14 protein-coding genes are annotated in these 16641 nt (G+C 67.8%); 6 read left to right on the forward strand and 8 right to left on the reverse strand.

What is annotated here, in order from left to right; all coding sequences use genetic code 11:
* Positions 1-136: 136 nt before the first annotated feature.
* Positions 137-1963 (reverse strand): DUF2207 domain-containing protein, encoded by a 1827-nt coding sequence (locus tag ACIQ0W_RS00005; RefSeq protein ID WP_396640875.1) that lies wholly within the window; start codon positions 1961-1963, stop codon positions 137-139.
* Positions 1964-2032: 69 nt separating this feature from the next.
* Here ACIQ0W_RS00005 and ACIQ0W_RS00010 point away from each other — a divergent pair, with 69 nt between their 5' ends.
* On the forward strand, positions 2033-2467 hold the full coding sequence (locus ACIQ0W_RS00010; protein WP_396640876.1) for a MarR family winged helix-turn-helix transcriptional regulator: 435 nt from the start codon (positions 2033-2035) through the stop codon (positions 2465-2467).
* 67 nt (positions 2468-2534) lie between these two features.
* Here ACIQ0W_RS00010 and ACIQ0W_RS00015 read toward each other — a convergent pair whose 3' ends face one another.
* Positions 2535-2999 carry an Hsp20/alpha crystallin family protein gene (locus ACIQ0W_RS00015; protein WP_396640877.1) on the reverse strand — a complete coding sequence of 155 codons (465 nt, stop codon included), beginning with the start codon at positions 2997-2999 and terminating at the stop codon, positions 2535-2537.
* 253 nt (positions 3000-3252) lie between these two features.
* Between ACIQ0W_RS00015 and ACIQ0W_RS00020 the strand changes: the two genes are divergently transcribed.
* On the forward strand, positions 3253-4398 hold the full coding sequence (locus ACIQ0W_RS00020) for a zinc-binding dehydrogenase (RefSeq protein WP_396640878.1): 1146 nt from the start codon (positions 3253-3255) through the stop codon (positions 4396-4398).
* Between the two features lie 26 nt (positions 4399-4424).
* A complete protein-coding gene (locus tag ACIQ0W_RS00025; protein ID WP_396640879.1) occupies positions 4425-5918 on the forward strand; it encodes a CoA-acylating methylmalonate-semialdehyde dehydrogenase in 1494 nt (497 codons plus the stop codon).
* On the opposite strand, the gene glsA is transcribed toward ACIQ0W_RS00025, so the two are convergent.
* Positions 5919-6857: a glutaminase A gene (gene glsA / locus ACIQ0W_RS00030; RefSeq protein ID WP_396640880.1), complete on the reverse strand. Its 939-nt coding sequence runs from the start codon at positions 6855-6857 to the stop codon at positions 5919-5921.
* A 71-nt stretch (positions 6858-6928) separates the two neighbouring features.
* On the opposite strand from glsA, the gene ACIQ0W_RS00035 reads away from it, so the two are divergent.
* A complete protein-coding gene (locus ACIQ0W_RS00035; RefSeq protein ID WP_396640881.1) occupies positions 6929-8086 on the forward strand; it encodes an alpha/beta fold hydrolase in 1158 nt (385 codons plus the stop codon).
* Between the two features lie 9 nt (positions 8087-8095).
* On the opposite strand, the gene ACIQ0W_RS00040 is transcribed toward ACIQ0W_RS00035, so the two are convergent.
* Complete coding sequence (locus ACIQ0W_RS00040) at positions 8096-9226, reverse strand: carbamoyl-phosphate synthase large subunit (RefSeq protein ID WP_304689750.1); 1131 nt, start codon at positions 9224-9226, stop codon at positions 8096-8098.
* Positions 9227-9417: 191 nt separating this feature from the next.
* Here ACIQ0W_RS00040 and ACIQ0W_RS00045 point away from each other — a divergent pair, with 191 nt between their 5' ends.
* Both ACIQ0W_RS00045 and ACIQ0W_RS00050 read left to right on the forward strand, forming a co-directional pair.
* Entirely contained in the window at positions 9418-10119 is a 702-nt protein-coding gene (locus tag ACIQ0W_RS00045) for a hypothetical protein (protein ID WP_304689751.1), read from the forward strand.
* Positions 10120-10193: 74 nt separating this feature from the next.
* Entirely contained in the window at positions 10194-11936 is a 1743-nt protein-coding gene (locus ACIQ0W_RS00050) for a DEAD/DEAH box helicase (protein WP_396640882.1), read from the forward strand.
* Positions 11937-12041: 105 nt separating this feature from the next.
* Here ACIQ0W_RS00050 and ACIQ0W_RS00055 read toward each other — a convergent pair whose 3' ends face one another.
* The 4 genes from ACIQ0W_RS00055 to ACIQ0W_RS00070 are packed head-to-tail and all read right to left on the reverse strand — an operon-like array spanning position 12042 to position 16640.
* The gene (locus ACIQ0W_RS00055) at positions 12042-13055 is read right to left on the reverse strand and encodes a sugar phosphate isomerase/epimerase family protein (RefSeq protein WP_396640883.1); all 1014 of its coding nucleotides are present in this window, start codon (positions 13053-13055) and stop codon (positions 12042-12044) included.
* Complete coding sequence (locus ACIQ0W_RS00060) at positions 13052-14164, reverse strand: Gfo/Idh/MocA family protein (RefSeq protein ID WP_396640884.1); 1113 nt, start codon at positions 14162-14164, stop codon at positions 13052-13054. The genes ACIQ0W_RS00055 and ACIQ0W_RS00060 overlap by 4 nt, the downstream gene beginning before the upstream one ends.
* Complete coding sequence (locus ACIQ0W_RS00065; RefSeq protein WP_396640885.1) at positions 14164-15135, reverse strand: ABC transporter permease; 972 nt, start codon at positions 15133-15135, stop codon at positions 14164-14166. Before ACIQ0W_RS00065 ends, ACIQ0W_RS00060 begins: the two co-directional genes overlap by 1 nt.
* A complete protein-coding gene (locus ACIQ0W_RS00070) occupies positions 15132-16640 on the reverse strand; it encodes a sugar ABC transporter ATP-binding protein (RefSeq protein WP_396640886.1) in 1509 nt (502 codons plus the stop codon). The genes ACIQ0W_RS00065 and ACIQ0W_RS00070 overlap by 4 nt, the downstream gene beginning before the upstream one ends.
* Position 16641: the final 1 nt, after the last annotated feature.

The raw sequence follows: 16641 nt of genomic DNA on the forward strand, positions 1-16641 counted from the left end.
CTCCACGTGCCCCGGGGCGATTGAGGGTAGGGGTAGGGGTAGGGGTCGGGGTAGGGGTAGGGGTAGGGGTAGGGGTAGGGGTAGGGGTAGGGGTAGGGGTAGGGGTAGGGGTAGGGGTAGGGGCCGGGCTACCGGCCTACACCCCGCCCCCGCCACCTCCGCCGCCGCCGCCGCCCGCTGACCCGCCGCCGGACGATCCGCCCGAGGTGGAGGCCGTCGATGAGCTCGAGGACAGAGAAGAGATGCTCGACGAGAAGGCAGCCGCGCTGAAAGCACTCGTGCCGTAGTACCAACTGGGGGTCGAATCTCCGTAGTAGACGACGATATGTTCGGCCCATTTCTTCTCCTGGCCGAACACCACCGCGTAGGGCAACAGGCGCTCGTACAACCGGATCATCTGGCGTGGATCGTCGACGGCGATCGACGAGCGCTCGGCGCCCTGCGGCGACTGCAGCATCCGGATGCGGTCCGCCTCCGCCCACTCGATGAAAACCTTCACCCCGGCCAGGTGGTCGCGCAGCTCCGCACCGCGCGAGGTGAACGGCCGGCGCGAGACCAGCACACCCGCCGTGATCGCGAGGACGGGCGCCGCAACGAGCAGCGGAACAGACCAGGCGGCTGTGACCCCACCCTCGAGACCCACGATGCCCAGAATCACGGACGCGACCGCCCCGAGGACTCCGACCAGGATCGGCCGTGCTCGCACAATACCCGGCACCTCGCGCCGCACACCCATCGCGGTGAGCGTCGCATCCGCCTCCTTCAGAATCTTCTGCGCCGTCCGCGACACCCGCGCGTCACTCTTGCCGAGCGTGAACGTCGTCTTTCCATCGGGGAACATGCCGTCGAGCAGCTCCCGGCCGTTCTCGTCGGCCAGCGATCGGTCCACCAGCTCGAGCTCGAACGTCTGACTTCCCCACTTGCGCTCACCCTCGACGATTCGGATCGAGCCCGCGATGGCCTGCTCCAGCACCTCTGCGGGGATGCCTTTCGTCTGCGCACCCCACAGCACCGCGGACTCGAGCGCATCGAGCCCGGGCGGCGGGTCGTACTCGGCGATCACCGTCGGCCGACCCGGCTCATCACGCAGCCGACGCCGACGGATGATCGCAGCCCAGACCACGGCCAGCACAGCGACGAGCGTCGCCCCGCCCTGCAGCCATCCGACCGGCGACGCAAAGGGTGACGAATCGAACGCGGCGAACGTGCCGGACTCGAAGGCGACCGCGATCGTCATCGTCTGCCGCGGCGCCAAAGGTCCCGAACGAGCCGTGACGATCGCACCGGCCGAGTCGGCCGCCATCACGATCTCGCAGCCATCCGTGGCGCCGGTCGACCCCTGATAACACGCGACATCGCCGGTCAGTGCGTCGGCCAGGTCGCCGTCGAGCACCAAACGTGCATCCACGCGGTCGAATGATTGCGCCCATTCCTCGCCGTTGACATCCCAGTACAGCTCGTCGGCAGCGGTGTCGTCGAAGTTTCGCGTGACATTCCGCAGGTCATACGTGAACACGTAGGTCTGCGGACCGTGGACGTAGTCGTCCGCCCGCGAGGTCACGATGAGGAAGTCGTCCTCGTCGTCGGTCTCGACCGGCCGCTCGGCGCCCGTCTCGTCCGTCACCGAGATGAGAGAGGGGAAGAGGGGTGCGTCCAGATAGCTGTTGGGGATCAGCCGCCGCATGCCCCGGTTCTGGTCGGACTCCGGGAAGACGGCGACGAACGTCTCGACCACCCGCATCCGGCTGGTGCCGTCTTCGGCCCGGGTCAGCGTGTATTCGGCGTCGAGGCTCGCGAACGAGAAGTCGGCGACGTCGCTCGGAACGGCTGCGGCATAACCCGATCCCGCGACTCCCTCAGCGGCGGATGCCGACGGTACACCGGCGCCCACGCCCAGAGCGACGACCAACGACACCGCCATCGATATCGCACCGGTCAGTCCCGTCCGAAGCAGTGCACGCATGGGCCCAGCCTAGACACGGGCGTTCTGCCACCCGCCCGCCACGGGCCGCGGGCAAGTAGCCTGTACGGCATGACGAACCGCCGCCTCGCCGTGGAAGCGTGGGAGAGTCTGTTCCGAGCGCAGCACGAGGTGTTCACCGAGATCAGCAGCGACTTCCGCGGCACGGGCCTGGAGCAGGGCGAGTACGACGTGCTGTTGACGGTGACCCGCGGACCCGAGATGACCGCGCGCCTGCGCGATGTGACCGCACGGATGCTCGTCAGCCAGCCATCGGTATCGCGGCTCGTCGACCGCATGGTGGTCCGCGGTCTGGTCACGAAGTGCGCCGACCCCGACGACGGCCGCGGCGCGCTCGTACGCGCGACCGAGGAAGGCGCGGCCGCCTTTCGCGTCGTCGCGACACAGCACGCACGCACGATCGCCGAGCGGATGTCCCGGCTCAGCGACGACGAACTCGAAGCGCTCCGCGGCCTGACCGCGAAGCTGCGCGAGACGACCGGCTGAGCAGCCAGGAACGCGGGATGCCGCACCCCGAAGGGCGCGGCATCCGTTACGTGTGCGGCAGTTCCGACTACTGCTCGATGAGCTGCGGCCCCGAGGCGTCGGCTCCCGACTCGCGCGCTGCGATGACGGAAGCGTCGGCATCCGTCGCCACCTCGATCTTGCGCGGCTTGGCGCGCTCGCTAACCGGGATCGTCACCGACAGCACACCGTTGTTGTAGCTCGCGGAGATGCGGTCGGTGTCGACACCCTGGCCGAGGTTGAGCTGGCGCAGGAAGCTCGCGGCCTCGCGCTCGCGGGTGATCCACTTGACGCCCTCGCCGGCCGCAAGCGTGCGCTCGGCGCGGATCGTCAGCAGCTGACCGTCGACGTCGATGTCGACCGACCCCGGGTCGATCCCGGGCAGATCGGCGGTCAGCACGTAGTGATCGCCATCGCGATAGAGGTCCATCGGCATGCGACGAGGGCCTCGCCGCGCATCCAGAAGGCTCGTCGCGAGGCGGTCGAGGTCGCGGAACGGGTCGTATGTCGCCATGGTGGTGTCCTTCCTTGTCGTGCCGGATTCGCGTCCGGCGATGAACGGATTCGATGTGGAGTTGAGAGGAGTTGAGTCGACTCGACTCAACAATCGAATATTAGCACTCGGCACGTGAGAGTGCCAAGATTTCGCTGCCGCTCCACACACGTTTTCATTCACCGACAAGCGCACCGATCTCGCTTGCTCGGCCCGTGGTGAACTTGCCATGCTTGCGAACACGAGCCCCTGAACGATGACGTCGAGGATCACCATGACTGCCACAGCGCCCCGGACGATGAAGGCCGCCGTGCTGCGCGCGGAAGGCCCGGGGTTCGAGATCCTCGAGGTGCCGCGTCCCGTGCCGCGGGCAGGAGAGGCACTCGTCAAGATCATCGCGTGCGGCGTCTGCCACACCGACCTGCACGTCATGAAGGGCGAGGTGCGCTTTCCTCGACCGGCCGTGATGGGCCACGAGATCAGCGGCACGCTCGTCGCATTCGGCGATGGCACTCCCCCGACCACGGCTCTCACGATCGGCGACACCGTGATCGGCGCCTTCATCATGCCCTGCGGCGATTGCCCCGCCTGCTCCCGCGGGCGCGACGACCTGTGCGCCGAGTTCTTCGGACAGAACCGCCTGAAAGGCACGCTGTACGACGGCGAGAGCCGTCTCTCGATGCCGGATGGCTCCTTCCTGGCCATGTACTCGATGGGCGGGCTGGCCGAGTACGCGGTCGTGCCGATCACCGCGCTGACGCGACTGCCGGACGACCTCGACCCCGTCACGTCGGCGGTCCTCGGCTGCGCCGCATTCACCGCATACGGTGCCGTGCACCGCGCGGGCGATGTCCAGCCCGGCGACGCGGTGGCCGTCGTGGCGGTCGGGGGCGTGGGCAGCGGAGTGGTTCAGATGGCGCGGGCCGCGGGCGCCGATCCGATCATCGCGATCGACGTCGCGGACGACAAGCTCGAGGCCGCCACCGCTCTGGGCGCGACGCACACGGTCAATTCGCGCGAGACGGATGCCGCGGCCGCCGTCCGCGAGATCACCGGTGGCCTCGGTCGCGGGCTGGGTATCGATGTCGCGTTCGAGGCGCTCGGCCACCCCGCGACCTTCCGCCAGGCGATCGGGTTGCTCGCCGACGGGGGCCGGATGGTGGCGATCGGCATCGCGGCGGGGGATGCTGCCGCCGAGGTCGAGATCACCCCGCTCGTTCGGCGTGGTTACACGATCACCGGGTCCTTCGGCGCACGCACGCGCGAGGACCTGCCCGCGGTCGTCGACATCGCTGCGGCGGGCGGGTTCGACACCGCACGTCTTGTCACGCGCCGCTACACCCTCGACAATGCAGATGCCGCGTATCAGGCCCTCGCCCGGGGCGAGATCACCGGACGTGCCGTCGTCGTCATGGACTGACCCGATCTACGAGCGAAACGAGAACAATGACCACGCGCATCCCGCACTGGATCAATGGCGAGCGGCACGACTCCGAGGACCGTCGACTCGGCACGGTCTACGACCCCGCCACGGGTGAGCAGAGCGGCGCCGTCGTTCTCGCCGAGTCTGGCGACGTGGACGCCGCGGTGGAGGCCGCGACCACCGCGTTCCCCGCCTGGCGCGACACCTCGATCGCGCGCCGCCAGGCCATCCTGTTCCGGTTCCGCGAGCTGTTGGAGCAGCGCAAGCCCGAGCTGGCCGAACTCATCACGGCCGAGCACGGCAAGGTCGTCTCGGACGCCCTGGGTGAGATCGCCCGCGGCCAGGAGGTGCTCGAGTTCGCCCTCGGCTTCGCCGACATCCTGAAGGGCGACTACTCGATCAACGCCTCGACGGGCGTGGACGTCTATTCGTTCCGCCAGCCCATCGGTGTCGCGGCGATCATCAGTCCCTTCAACTTCCCGGCCATGGTGCCGATGTGGTTCTTCCCCATCGCCCTGGCCTCGGGCAACACCGTCGTGCTCAAGCCCAGCGAGAAGGACCCGTCGGCGGCGATGTGGATGGCCGAGTTGCTGACCGAGGCAGGGCTTCCGGACGGCGTCTTCAACGTGGTCCACGGCGACAAGGTCGCGGTCGACGCACTGCTGGAGCATCCGGATGTCGCGTCCGTCTCGTTCGTCGGCTCGACCCCCATCGCGCGCTACATCTACGAGACGGCCGCGCGCCACGGCAAGCGTGTGCAGTCTCTGGGCGGCGCGAAGAACCACATGCTGGTGCTGCCCGACGCCGACCTCGACCTCGTCGCCGACGCCGCGGTCAACGCCGGCTTCGGTTCGGCCGGCGAGCGCTGCATGGCGATCTCGGTCGTCGTCGCCGTCGAGCCGGTCGCCGACGACTTGATCGGGAAGATCAGCGAACGGATGTCCGGACTGCGCATCGGCGACGGTCGACGCGGCTGCGACATGGGTCCCCTCGTCACCCGCGAGCACCGCGACAAGGTCGCCGGGTACATCGATGTGGCGGCGAACGACGGCGCCGAGATCGTGGTGGATGGTCGGGGTGTGGTGCCCGACGGAGCGCCCGGCGGTTTCTGGCTCGGCCCCACGCTGCTGGATCGGGTTCCGACCACCTCGGCGGCGTACATCGAGGAGATCTTCGGGCCGGTGCTCTCGATCGTGCGCGTCGCGACCTACGAAGAGGGCGTCGAGCTGATCAACTCGGGCGCCTTCGGCAACGGCACGGCGATATTCACGAACGACGGCGGTGCCGCACGGCGCTTCCAGTACGAGATCCAGGTCGGGATGATCGGGGTCAACGTGCCGATTCCGGTGCCGGTCGCGTACCACTCGTTCGGCGGCTGGAAGGCCTCCGCTTTCGGCGACTCGAAGGCCTACGGCCGACAGGGCTTCCACTTCTTCACGCGCGAGAAGGCGGTCACGGCCCGCTGGCTCGACCCGAGCCACGGCGGAATCAACCTGGGGTTCCCGCAGAACACCTGATCAGTCGCCGAGCGAGCCGAACACGTGCAGGTCGAGCTCGGCGCTCAGCAGGTCGGAGGCTCGGCTGCCGCGGACGCTCGTCCCCTGTTCGTCGAGGGGCGGGCTGATGACCGCGGCGCCGAGGGTCTCGGGCACGGAGAGCACGATGGCGCCCGAGACGCTCGACTTCGCGGGAATGCCGACGCGGCGCATCCATCGTCCCGATCCGTCGTACACACCGCAGGTGGCCATGACCGACACGACGTCGCGCGCGACCTGAGCCGGCACGACGCGCTCGCCGGTGACCGGGTTGACCCCGCCGCACGCCAGCGTCGCCCCCATCACGGCGAGCGCTTCGGCATCGACGAGCACGGCGCACGCCCGCGCATAGACCGCGACGGCGTCGTCTGCCGTGACCCGCAGGGTGCCCTCCGAACGCATCAGGTGCGCGAGCGCGTGGTTTCGATCCCCGAGCAGGTGTTCGTTTCGGGCGACATGCTCGTCGACAACGAGTTCGCGCCCGGCGAAGGCCGACAGGCCGCGCAGAATGCGTGCGTTCCGCGCCTCGACACCGTCGCCGTCGACGACCGCCGCGGTCAGCAGCGCACCGGCGTTGACCATGGGGTTCGGGGGCCGCCCGGTACCGCTCTCGAGTTTGATCGCATCGAATGCCTCGCCCGTCGGTTCGATCCCGATCCGGTCGAGCACGTCCCCGTCGGTGTCGAGCAGGGCGAGGGCGAACAGGAACGGCTTGGCGGCGGACTGCACGCTGAACGCGACGTCCGCCTGATCGGACGTCCGGACGGATCCGTCGGAGAGCACGATCGCGATGCCCAGCAGCTCCGGGTCGGCCTCGGCGAGCTGAGGGATGCTGTCATCCACCGCCCCGCCGCTCTCGCGCAACACCCGCTCGCGCAGGTCGTCCAGGTCGTAGGTGCGGGCATCGCGAAGAGCAGGCATAGCTCTCAGACTGTCACGCGCGGAGCTCGAAGCTCCGCGCGAGCCGGAGATTGACGCAATACGCTCGGGACGTGACACGCATCCAGCGGGCACTCCGACCGGCCACCGACCGTGCGCCCGCGTTCCGCCTCGCCTACACGAGGTCCGGGCCGCCGACCGATACCCCGCTCGTCGTGATCCCGGGCGGGCCGGGACTCGCGTCCATCCAGCCTTACCGCGCCTTCCGCCGGCGGGCGGCACACCGCGGGCTCGACGTCATCATGATCGAGCATCGGGGCGTCGGCCACTCCCGCGACGACGTTTCGGGGCGACCCCTTCCCCATTCGGCGATGTGGGTCACTGACGTGGTCGATGACATCGCCGCGGTGCTGGATCGCGAGGGCGCGCGCTCGGCCTACATCGTGGGATCGTCCTACGGCAGCTACCTCGCGTCGTCCTTCGCCGCGCGGCACCCCGAACGGGTTTCCGGCATGATCCTCGATTCGGCACTGCAGTCCACGAGCGACCTCGCCCTCGAACGTGGGCGGATCCGCGAGTTGTTCTGGGATGCCGACACGGATGCCGCACAGTCCGTTCGCCGCCTGATCGACACGGGCCAGGGCGGGGCCCATCTGCTCGAAGTGATCCGCGCTGCCTACGAACTGGGGGGCGACGAGCTGCTGCGCCCACTCCTCGCGGGCAGGCTGGCGGGGGCCAGGAGCCTGGCGTGGAGGTCGCTCGAGCTGTATGCGGGGCGCGGTGAATCGATCGCGCGAATCCCGTATTTCTACGAGTTCGAGATCGCCGGAGCGATCGGATTCCGCGAGCTCGATTATGGGGCCGCACCCGATGGGCACCCGCTCGATCCGGCGCTGACCTATGCGCCGCTCGCGCACCGGTTCCCGCCCTTCACTCACGAGCCGTTCGACCTGCTCCGCGAGGCCAGCTCGTTCGTCTGGCCGGTCGTCGTTCTCGTGGGGTCCCGAGACCTGCGTACACCGCCCGCCGCCGCCCGTCGCTTCGCGACTCAGCTGCCCGATGCGGCCGTCATCGGCCTGGAGAACGGCCACAGCGCTCTCGACACGCATCCGGCGCCGTTGCTCAACGCGATGCGGCATCTCGTGAACGGGACGACGGACCGGTTGCCCGCGCTCGCTCGCCGACTGGACGCGCTCCCCCGCCCCGGGCTCGCGGGTCTCCTGCCGAGGGCGCTCGGGGCGATGAGCCGCGTCGAGACCGCCTGGCGGTAACCGCTTCGGCTAGATCCGTTGCTCGTGGACGGCCTCGAGCGCCTCGGCGTCCGCCTCGGTCATCCCGGCGATGGGCTCGCCGTTCCAGACGATGTCGTCGCCGAGCGCCGCGAGAAGCTCTTTGCGGTCGCCGTGGCTGAGCTTCGCGCCGTGGATGAGCGTCGCGGGGCTCCACATCATCGCGAGGGAGTCGTGCCACTGCGATCCGACGTCCCGCACGTGAATCAGATCGTGGAGGGAGGTGGGCAGATGGCTGAGGGGCTCGGCGAAGCAGTCGGCCAGCACGGCGAGCTTCACCTCTCGTTCGACGCCCGGCTCGACGACCGCCACCCCGTCGCCCTCGCCGACGAGGGCCCGCGAGAACTCCTCCGCGCCGAGCAGGATGATCCCGTTGGTCGGCCGCGGGTTGCATTCGATCGCGAAGAGTTCACCGTCGTTGTCCACGAAATCGAACGACAGCTGCCCCGTGAAGCCCGGGTCAAGCGCATCGACGATCCGCTGGGTGTAGTCGAGCGTGCGGGTGCTGTCGATCGCGAGGAACGTGATGCCCGTACTGTGCGCCCACTGCTCGGGCGCACGATAGGTGCAGTGCGAGGTGACGCGACCGTCGACGATGGTGCTGTAGGTGCAGATCATCGGACCGTCGACGAACGGCTGAACCAGCCAGGGCTGGTCGGGCGTGGGGTGGCAGTCGCTCGCCTCGACCTTTCCGGCGAGCGGTCCGGTGTTGGTGAGAAGGCCCACGCCCCCGCGGGAGAAGGCGGCACGAGCGAAGAATCGGGGGAAGCGAGAGATCGCCTCGGCGAGCGACGCGTCGTCCGTCGCCACGACGGTTTCCGGAACCGGAACACCCGCCTCCGCGACGAGACGCTGGAAGCTGGCCTTGTCGTGCAGGCGCGCGAGCTTGTCGAAGTTTCCGGCGTAGAGCCGAACGCCGTCCGCGAGGTCGGCCCTGCGCGCCGCGAGGTAGAACGCCTCCTCGAACGTCGGCAGGATGACGTCGATGTCGTACTTCTCGACGATGCGGTTGATGTCGTCGATGAACGCGTCGGTCTCGAAGCGGGGCGACGCGGTCACCTCGTGCGCTTCGAGATATTTCGAGTGGCTCCCGACCGCGCCGGCATACGTGTCGCTTGCCACGACCGTGTGATCCGTCGTCCCAAGCTTTCGGATGGCGTCGAGTGCAAATGTGTTTCTCGAACTCGTGACCAGTACGCGCATCGGTCGCCCTTTCGGCCGGGAGGTGGGTGAGCCCACCCTACGGCTACGCTGCTGGGACGAGCGAGCGACGCCCCCGGGGTGCGAGCGATAAACGGGCGGGAGATCACGGCGTGCAGGATCTGGCCAGGTGGGTCGTCGCCCTGTCGACTCTCGTGGGCTTCGGTTTGACGATGGGGCTGAATCCCGCGCTCTATGGCGCCACCGCTGACATGCTCGCCCGCAACCTGCACGTCGCCGCCCGAATGAGTTGGATGGTCGCGGGCCTCGCAACCGGCGCGACCGTGCTCTTCGCACTCCTGCAGACCTTCGATCCCACGAACCTCGTCCTCGCGATCCGGGGCGACGTCGATACCGCGTTGCTGAGCCGCGCGGTGGACGCGACGGTCGGGGTGATCTTCCTGGTCATGGCTGCGCTGGTCGTCGGCTGGGTGCTGCGCGTTCCGACACGTCCCGTCCGTCCCGTGCGAGCGCGGGCACAGAATGCCCCGGCGATCAGCTACTTTCCGCTCGGGCTGAGCTGTGCGGTGATCGGGTTCACCACATTGCCCATCATGTATATGACGGGGCGAGTGACCGCAGGACTGACCGAGCACATCGGTTTGCGCATCGCCGCGTACGTCGTGTTCCTGATCGCGCTGGTCGGTCCGTTCCTCGTGATCGCCTGGATCTGGTCCCGGTTTCCGACCCTCTCGGGTCGTGTGACCGAGCTGTACGCCCGCATCACGCATGGCGACTATCGGTGGGCCTCGGCCGCGCTCCTGGGGGTCGGGGGGCTGATCTTCATCGGGTTGGCCGTGTTCGCTGGCCGCTAGCGCGGCGTTCCCGGGGCGCAGACGTGCGACTCGCCGAGTCGCGGCGGAACCGCTGGAGGACTACCGTCGAAACCATGGCCCACCCCAGCGAGAATGACACCGTCGAGGCAGAGCCTGCCCGCCCGGAGCCCACCTTTGCCGATCTCGGCCTCGATGACGCGGTGATGAAGGCGTTGAAGGATGTCGGATACGAGACGCCCTCCGCCATCCAAGCCGCCACGATTCCCCCGCTCCTCGCGGGCCGCGACGTCGTCGGACTCGCCCAGACGGGCACGGGAAAGACGGCTGCGTTCGCCCTGCCGATCCTGTCCCGACTGGATCTGTCTCAGAAGACCCCGCAGGCCCTCGTGCTCGCGCCTACCCGCGAACTCGCGCTGCAGGTGTGCGAGGCGTTCGAGAAGTACGCGTCGCACCTGCGCGGCGTGCACGTGCTCCCCGTCTACGGCGGACAGGGCTACGGCCAGCAGCTTTCCGCGCTGCGCCGCGGTGTCCACATCGTCGTCGGCACCCCCGGCCGCATCATGGACCACCTCGAGAAGCGCACCCTCGACCTCTCGGAACTGAAGTACCTCGTGCTCGACGAGGCCGACGAGATACTCAAGATGGGCTTCGCCGAGGATGTCGAGACGATCCTCGCCGATACGCCCAAGACCAAGCAGGTCGCCCTGTTCTCGGCGACGATGCCGGCGCAGATCCGCCGCATCTCGGCTCAGTACCTGAACGATCCCGAAGAGATCACGGTCAAGACGAAGACCACGACCTCGGCGAACATCACGCAGCGGTACCTGATCGTGTCGTACCCGCAGAAGGTCGATGCCCTCACCCGCATCCTCGAGGTCGAGAACTTCGAGGGCATGATCGTCTTCACGCGCACGAAGAACGAGACCGAGACGCTCGCCGAGAAGCTGCGCGCCCGCGGGTACACGGCTGCGGCGATCAGCGGTGACGTGGCCCAGGCGCAGCGCGAGCGGACGGTCAATCAGCTGAAGAGCGGCAAGCTCGACATCCTGGTGGCAACGGATGTCGCGGCCCGCGGTCTCGACGTCGACCGCATCAGCCACGTGGTCAACTACGACCTGCCGATCGACACGGAGTCGTACGTCCATCGCGTCGGCCGCACGGGCCGCGCGGGGCGCACGGGCGCGGCGATCAGCTTCGTCACCCCGCGCGAGCGCCGCATGCTGACCTCGATCGAGCGGGCCACACGCCAGCCGCTGACCGAGATGAAGCTCCCGAGCGTCGACGATGTCAACGCGACGCGCCTGACCCGTTTCGACGACGCGATCACGACCGCACTCGCCGATCCGGCGCAGATCGGCCTCTTCCGCGACATCGTCGCGCACTACGTCGAGCATCACGACGTACCCGAAGCGGATGTCGCCGCGGCCCTCGCGGTCGTCGCGCAGGGCGACACGCCTCTGCTGCTCGACCCGGATGCCACACCCGAGCCTCGCTTCTCGCGTGATTCGCAGGACCGCCCCGAGCGCGGCGGACGTGACCGCAACGACCGTTCCGACCGCGGCCCTCGCAGCGGTGGCGGTGCGCGAACGACCTACCGGATCGCCGTGGGGCGCCGCCACAAGGTCGAGCCGCGGCAGATCGTCGGTGCGCTCGCAAACGAGGGCGGACTCCGCCGAGAGGACTTCGGCGCCATCCAGATCCGCCCCGACTTCTCGCTCGTAGAGCTGCCGGCAGACCTCCCGCGCGACACCCTGAAGCGCCTCGAGAACACCCGCATCAGCGGCAAGCTCATCGAGCTGAAGCCGGACCGCTTCGGCGGGTCGGCCAAGCGCGAGGACCGACCGCCGCGTCGCTGAAGGCACAGTCTGGCCAGTGCGGTCACCGCATAACGGGCCGCTCGCGGCGAGGATCAAAGCGGCGTCCGTCACGACGGCATCCTGAAGCCATCTGCTATCGCCCCGTCACTGATTCGAGAATGCTGCGTCGAACGAATCGGTCGGCGTCTTCCAGAGCTTCGACCGGACGAAGGCGACCGCCTCGGCAGCACCATGCAATCGGTCCATTCCGGCGTCCTCCCACTCGATGGAGATGGGGCCGCGGTAACCGATGGACTCCAACGCGCGAAAGGCATCCTCCCACGGCACGTCGCCGTGCCCTGTCGACACGAAGTCCCAGCCGCGACGGGGGTCGCCCCAGGGCAGGTGCGATCCGAGAACACCGGCACGGCCGTTCGGCGGACGCAGCCGCGTGTCTTTGCAGTCGACGTGATAGATCCGCTCGCGGAAGTCCCAGATGAAGCCGACCGGATCGATATTCTGCCACATCATGTGCGAGGGGTCCCAGTTGAACCCGAACGACTCGCGGTGCCCGATCGCCTCCAGCGTGCGAACGCTGGTCCAGTAGTCGTATGCGATCTCGCCGGGGTGGACCTCGTGCGCGAACCGCACACCCTCGGCGTCGAACACGTCGAGGATCGGGTTCCACCGTGCCGCGAAATCCTCGTAGCCGGCGTCGATGACAGATGCCGGCACGGGCGGGAACATCGCCAGGTAAGGCCACACCGATGACCCGGTGAACCCCACAACGGTATCGACCCCCAGCCGACGCGCCACACGAGCGGCCCGCTTCATGTCCTCGGCGGCACGCTGCCGCACGCCCTCCGGGTCCCCGTCACCCCACACATGCGGTCGGAGGATGGCCTTGTGTCGGAAGTCGATCGGCGAGTCACACACCGCCTGGCCCGCGAGGTGATTCGAGATCGCGTACACCCGCAAGCCATAACGATCGAGGATCTCGATGCGCGACGCGAGATAACCGGGGTCGTCCTCGGCGCGCTGCAGATCGAGATGATCGCCGGAGGCTGCTATCTCAAGGCCGTCGTAGCCCCACGACGCCGCCAATCGTGCCACCTCCTCAAACGGGAGATCCGCCCACTGCCCGGTGAAAAGCGTGACCGGATGCGTAGATGCGCTCATGCGGCACTCACCTCACGTTCGTTAGCGGCGAAGACATCGACCCACTGACCAGACATCGACGACGCGATCACTGCTTCCGTCAGCCGGGCGGCGCGCACGCCATCCGCGAAGGTCGGCAGTCCGTCGACTGCCCTGCCCTCGATGGTTGCGTGCACATCCCGCATGAACAACGAGAAGCTGTCCTGATAGCCCTGCGGGTGACCCGACGGGACGGTGACATACGGATCGACCGCCTTGTCAGAGAACGTCTCGTAGCCCTTGGGGAGAACGGAGACACCCTCGATCGCCCCAACCCAGAGGTCGTCGGGCTTCTCTTGGTCGAAGGCGTACGATCGGGTCTCGCCGTCCAGCGAGAGCCAGAGACGGTTCTTGCGTCCCGGGGTCGCCTGCGAGATCACGACTGATCCGGTCGCGCCACGGTCGGTCTGAAACATCATGGTCACGCCATCCTCCGTCAAGACGGGGACTTCGCCGTCGTCTGAGTGGCGTGTGTCGTGCAACCGCGACTGCAACGCGTGCAGTCTCTGGATGCGGTGCCCCGTCGTGAACTCGAAGAGGTCGCACCAGTGCACGCCGATGTCAGCGAAGGCCCGGGATGCCCCGTCGGTCAGACGCCAGTTGTAGCTCGACTGGTCCGAAAGCCAATCCTGCAGGTAGTGCCCGTGGGCCAACCAGATCCGCTCGCCCGACTTCGCGATTCGGGCGCGCATCTCGCGCACCGTCGGGTAGAACCGGTAGACGAAGGGCACCGCGGTCACGACCCGGGCGGTGTTCGCGGCGATTTCCAGCCGCGATGCGTCCGCCGCGGTGAGCGCGAGCGGCTTCTCGCAGACGACGTGCTTGCCCGCGTCGATCGCCGCGAGGGCGAGCGCCAGGTGCTGCGCGTTCGGGGTGCAGATGTGGACCAGGTCTACCTCGGGATGAGCGACGAGCTCTTCCGGGGTCAGAGCGAGCGGCACATTCGCTTCGTCCGCCGCGGCCCGCGTGCGCCCGAGGTCACGGCCGGCATAGGCCGACACAGTGCCGCCGATCGACCGGACGGCGCGCGTATGGACACGGCCCATGAATCCCGTGCCGATGATGCCGCTCCGGAGGGGTGGACGGTTCATCACTTCTTCCTCGACAGGGCGACAGCGGCGATGATGATCGCGCCCCGCACGACCTGCTGCTGGGCGACATCCAAGCCTGCGAGGATGAGGCCGTTGTTGATCAACCCCATGAAGAGGGAACCGAACAGGGTGCCGATGATGGCACCGCGACCGCCGAACAGGCTCGTGCCGCCGAGGATCACCGCCGCGATGACGGTGAGTTCATCGCCCTGGCCCCATTGGAAACGGCCCGACTCGAGGCGTCCCGCGTAGAGCATGCCCGCGACCGCCGCCGCGACGCCCGACATCAACAGCACCGTGAACTTGATACGCGCAGTATTGATGCCCGTGTAGGCCGCGGCCGTGGGGTTTCCACCTGTGGCGAGCACTTTGCGTCCGAATCCGGTCCGGTTCATCACGAGCCATCCGACGGCCACCGCAACGACGGTCCAGACGAGCAGCCCCGGCACGGGCCCGAAGTCACTGCCGCCGAAGATCGTGACGTAAAGGCGGTCCGTGATGGGCTGGGGGGCGGACGAGGTGATCCACTGCGCGAGCCCGGCCGCGAGTCCCAACATCCCCAGCGTCACGAGGAACGACGGGATCTTCAACAGCGCGACGAGTCCGCCGTTGATGGCGCCGATCACCGCGCCGGCGAGCAGACCTGCGAGGATTCCCGGCACGAGGCCGAACTGCGCCGTCGTCATCGCCGTCACGACGGACGCCAGGCCCGCGATCGAGCCGACGCTCAAGTCGATCTCGGCAGCCGCAATCACGAAGGTCATCGCCACGGCCATGATCGAGATCGTCGCGGTCTGCCGCACGATATTCAGCATGTTGTTGGTGGAGAGGAAGCCGTCACCGCCGAGGAATATCGCGAACAGGACGAACACCACCACGAACGCGATGTAAATGATGTTGCTGCGCCAGTCCAGACGGGTGATGGCGCGGGATAAGAGGGAGGGCCGGGTGGCCGGTGCGGCGCTACTCATGCTGCTGCTCCTTGAATGATGAGTTGAAGCTGTTCTTCGCTCTCGACATCGGTGCGGGCGAGCTCCTGAACGGAGCGTCCCCCACGCATGACGACGATGCGGTCGGCGACCGCCAAGAGCTCGGGTAGTTCGGAAGAGATGAACAGCACGGCATTGCCCTGCGAGGCGAACGCCCGAACGATGTCGAGGATCTCCGTCTTAGTGCCGATGTCCACGCCCGAGGTGGGTTCGTCCATCACGAGAATGCGCGGCTCTGTGTTGATCCACTTCGCCACCACGACCTTCTGCTGGTTGCCACCCGACAGCTGACTAACGGGGGCATACGGGTCGGCGACCTTCACCGCAAATCGTCCGACGAGTTGTTCCGTGAGCGCCCGCAGCTTGCGGGGGGACAGGAAGCCCCCAGACTTGACGCGATCGAGCACCGGAAGGGTCAGGTTGTCGGCGACGGAGTGCTCGAGCACGAGGCCCTGTTCACGCCTGTCCTCGGGGATGAGCGCCACACCCGCCTGCTGGGCTGCGATCGGCGATGAGAGGCGGACGCGTGCGCCGTCGATGTTCAGGGTGCCGCGGGTCGGTCGGTCCATCCCGGCAACGACGCGGGCGAATTCGGTACGACCGCTTCCCATCAGTCCGGCGAGACCGACGATCTCGCCGGCGCGGATGGTGAGCGACACCGACTGCAGCACGGTGCTGCTGGCGATGTCTTCCGCGCTCAGAAGCACCGGGGCGTCCGCCTTGAGCGCGCGGTCTTGATAGACCAGGTCGCTCGCGAGTCGTCGACCGATGATGGCCTCGATGATCTGGGCGGCGCTCAGCTCTGCCACGACCGACGCGAGCACGACCCGGCCATCACGCAATACCGTGATGCGATCGGCGATCCGGCGGATCTCATCCATCCTGTGCGAGATGTAGACGATCGCGATGCCACGACTCTTCAGGGTCTCGATCAGGGCGAACAGGTTCTCGACCTCGTGCTTGGCGAGGCTGGCGGTGGGCTCATCCATAACCAGGACGCTCGCGTCCTTGGCGAGAGCCTTTGCGATCTCCACGAGCTGCCAGTAGGCCGTCCCCAGATCTTCCACCCGCGACCGGGGGTCGATCGATACGCCCAGGCCGTCGAAGATCTCCTTCGCGGCCCGCTCGGCGGCGCGATCGTCGACCAGCCCGATGCCGTCCTTCAGTTCGCGGTTGAGGAAGATGTTCTGCGCGACCGTCATCGAGGGAATGAGACTGAACTCCTGAAAGACCATCCCAATGCCGGCGTGCTCCGCATCCGCCGTGCTACGAATGTCGACGGGCTCGCCCTTGACCTCGATCGTTCCCGACGTGATCGGATGCACCCCCTGGAGCACCTTCATCAGTGTGGACTTGCCCGCCCCGTTCTCGCCCGCCAGGGCGTGCACCTCGCCGGCGACGATGTCCATGTCGACGCACTTCAGAACCTCGACGGGTCCGAAGCTCTTCACGATCGCCCGCATACGAACCGCGGGGGCGACGGGCACG

This window comes from Microbacterium sp., from assembly GCF_044340635.1.
GTDB lineage: Bacteria > Actinomycetota > Actinomycetes > Actinomycetales > Microbacteriaceae > Microbacterium.

Coding starts and splice junctions, on each gene's coding strand:
- ACIQ0W_RS00005 (WP_396640875.1), bottom strand. CDS start 1,963: ATGCGTGCACTGCTTCGGACGGGACTGACCGGTGCGATATCGATGGCG.
- ACIQ0W_RS00010 (WP_396640876.1), top strand. CDS start 2,033: ATGACGAACCGCCGCCTCGCCGTGGAAGCGTGGGAGAGTCTGTTCCGA.
- ACIQ0W_RS00015 (WP_396640877.1), bottom strand. CDS start 2,999: ATGGCGACATACGACCCGTTCCGCGACCTCGACCGCCTCGCGACGAGC.
- ACIQ0W_RS00020 (WP_396640878.1), top strand. CDS start 3,253: ATGACTGCCACAGCGCCCCGGACGATGAAGGCCGCCGTGCTGCGCGCG.
- ACIQ0W_RS00025 (WP_396640879.1), top strand. CDS start 4,425: ATGACCACGCGCATCCCGCACTGGATCAATGGCGAGCGGCACGACTCC.
- glsA (WP_396640880.1), bottom strand. CDS start 6,857: ATGCCTGCTCTTCGCGATGCCCGCACCTACGACCTGGACGACCTGCGC.
- ACIQ0W_RS00050 (WP_396640882.1), top strand. CDS start 10,194: ATGGCCCACCCCAGCGAGAATGACACCGTCGAGGCAGAGCCTGCCCGC.
- ACIQ0W_RS00055 (WP_396640883.1), bottom strand. CDS start 13,055: ATGAGCGCATCTACGCATCCGGTCACGCTTTTCACCGGGCAGTGGGCG.
- ACIQ0W_RS00060 (WP_396640884.1), bottom strand. CDS start 14,164: ATGAACCGTCCACCCCTCCGGAGCGGCATCATCGGCACGGGATTCATG.
- ACIQ0W_RS00065 (WP_396640885.1), bottom strand. CDS start 15,135: ATGAGTAGCGCCGCACCGGCCACCCGGCCCTCCCTCTTATCCCGCGCC.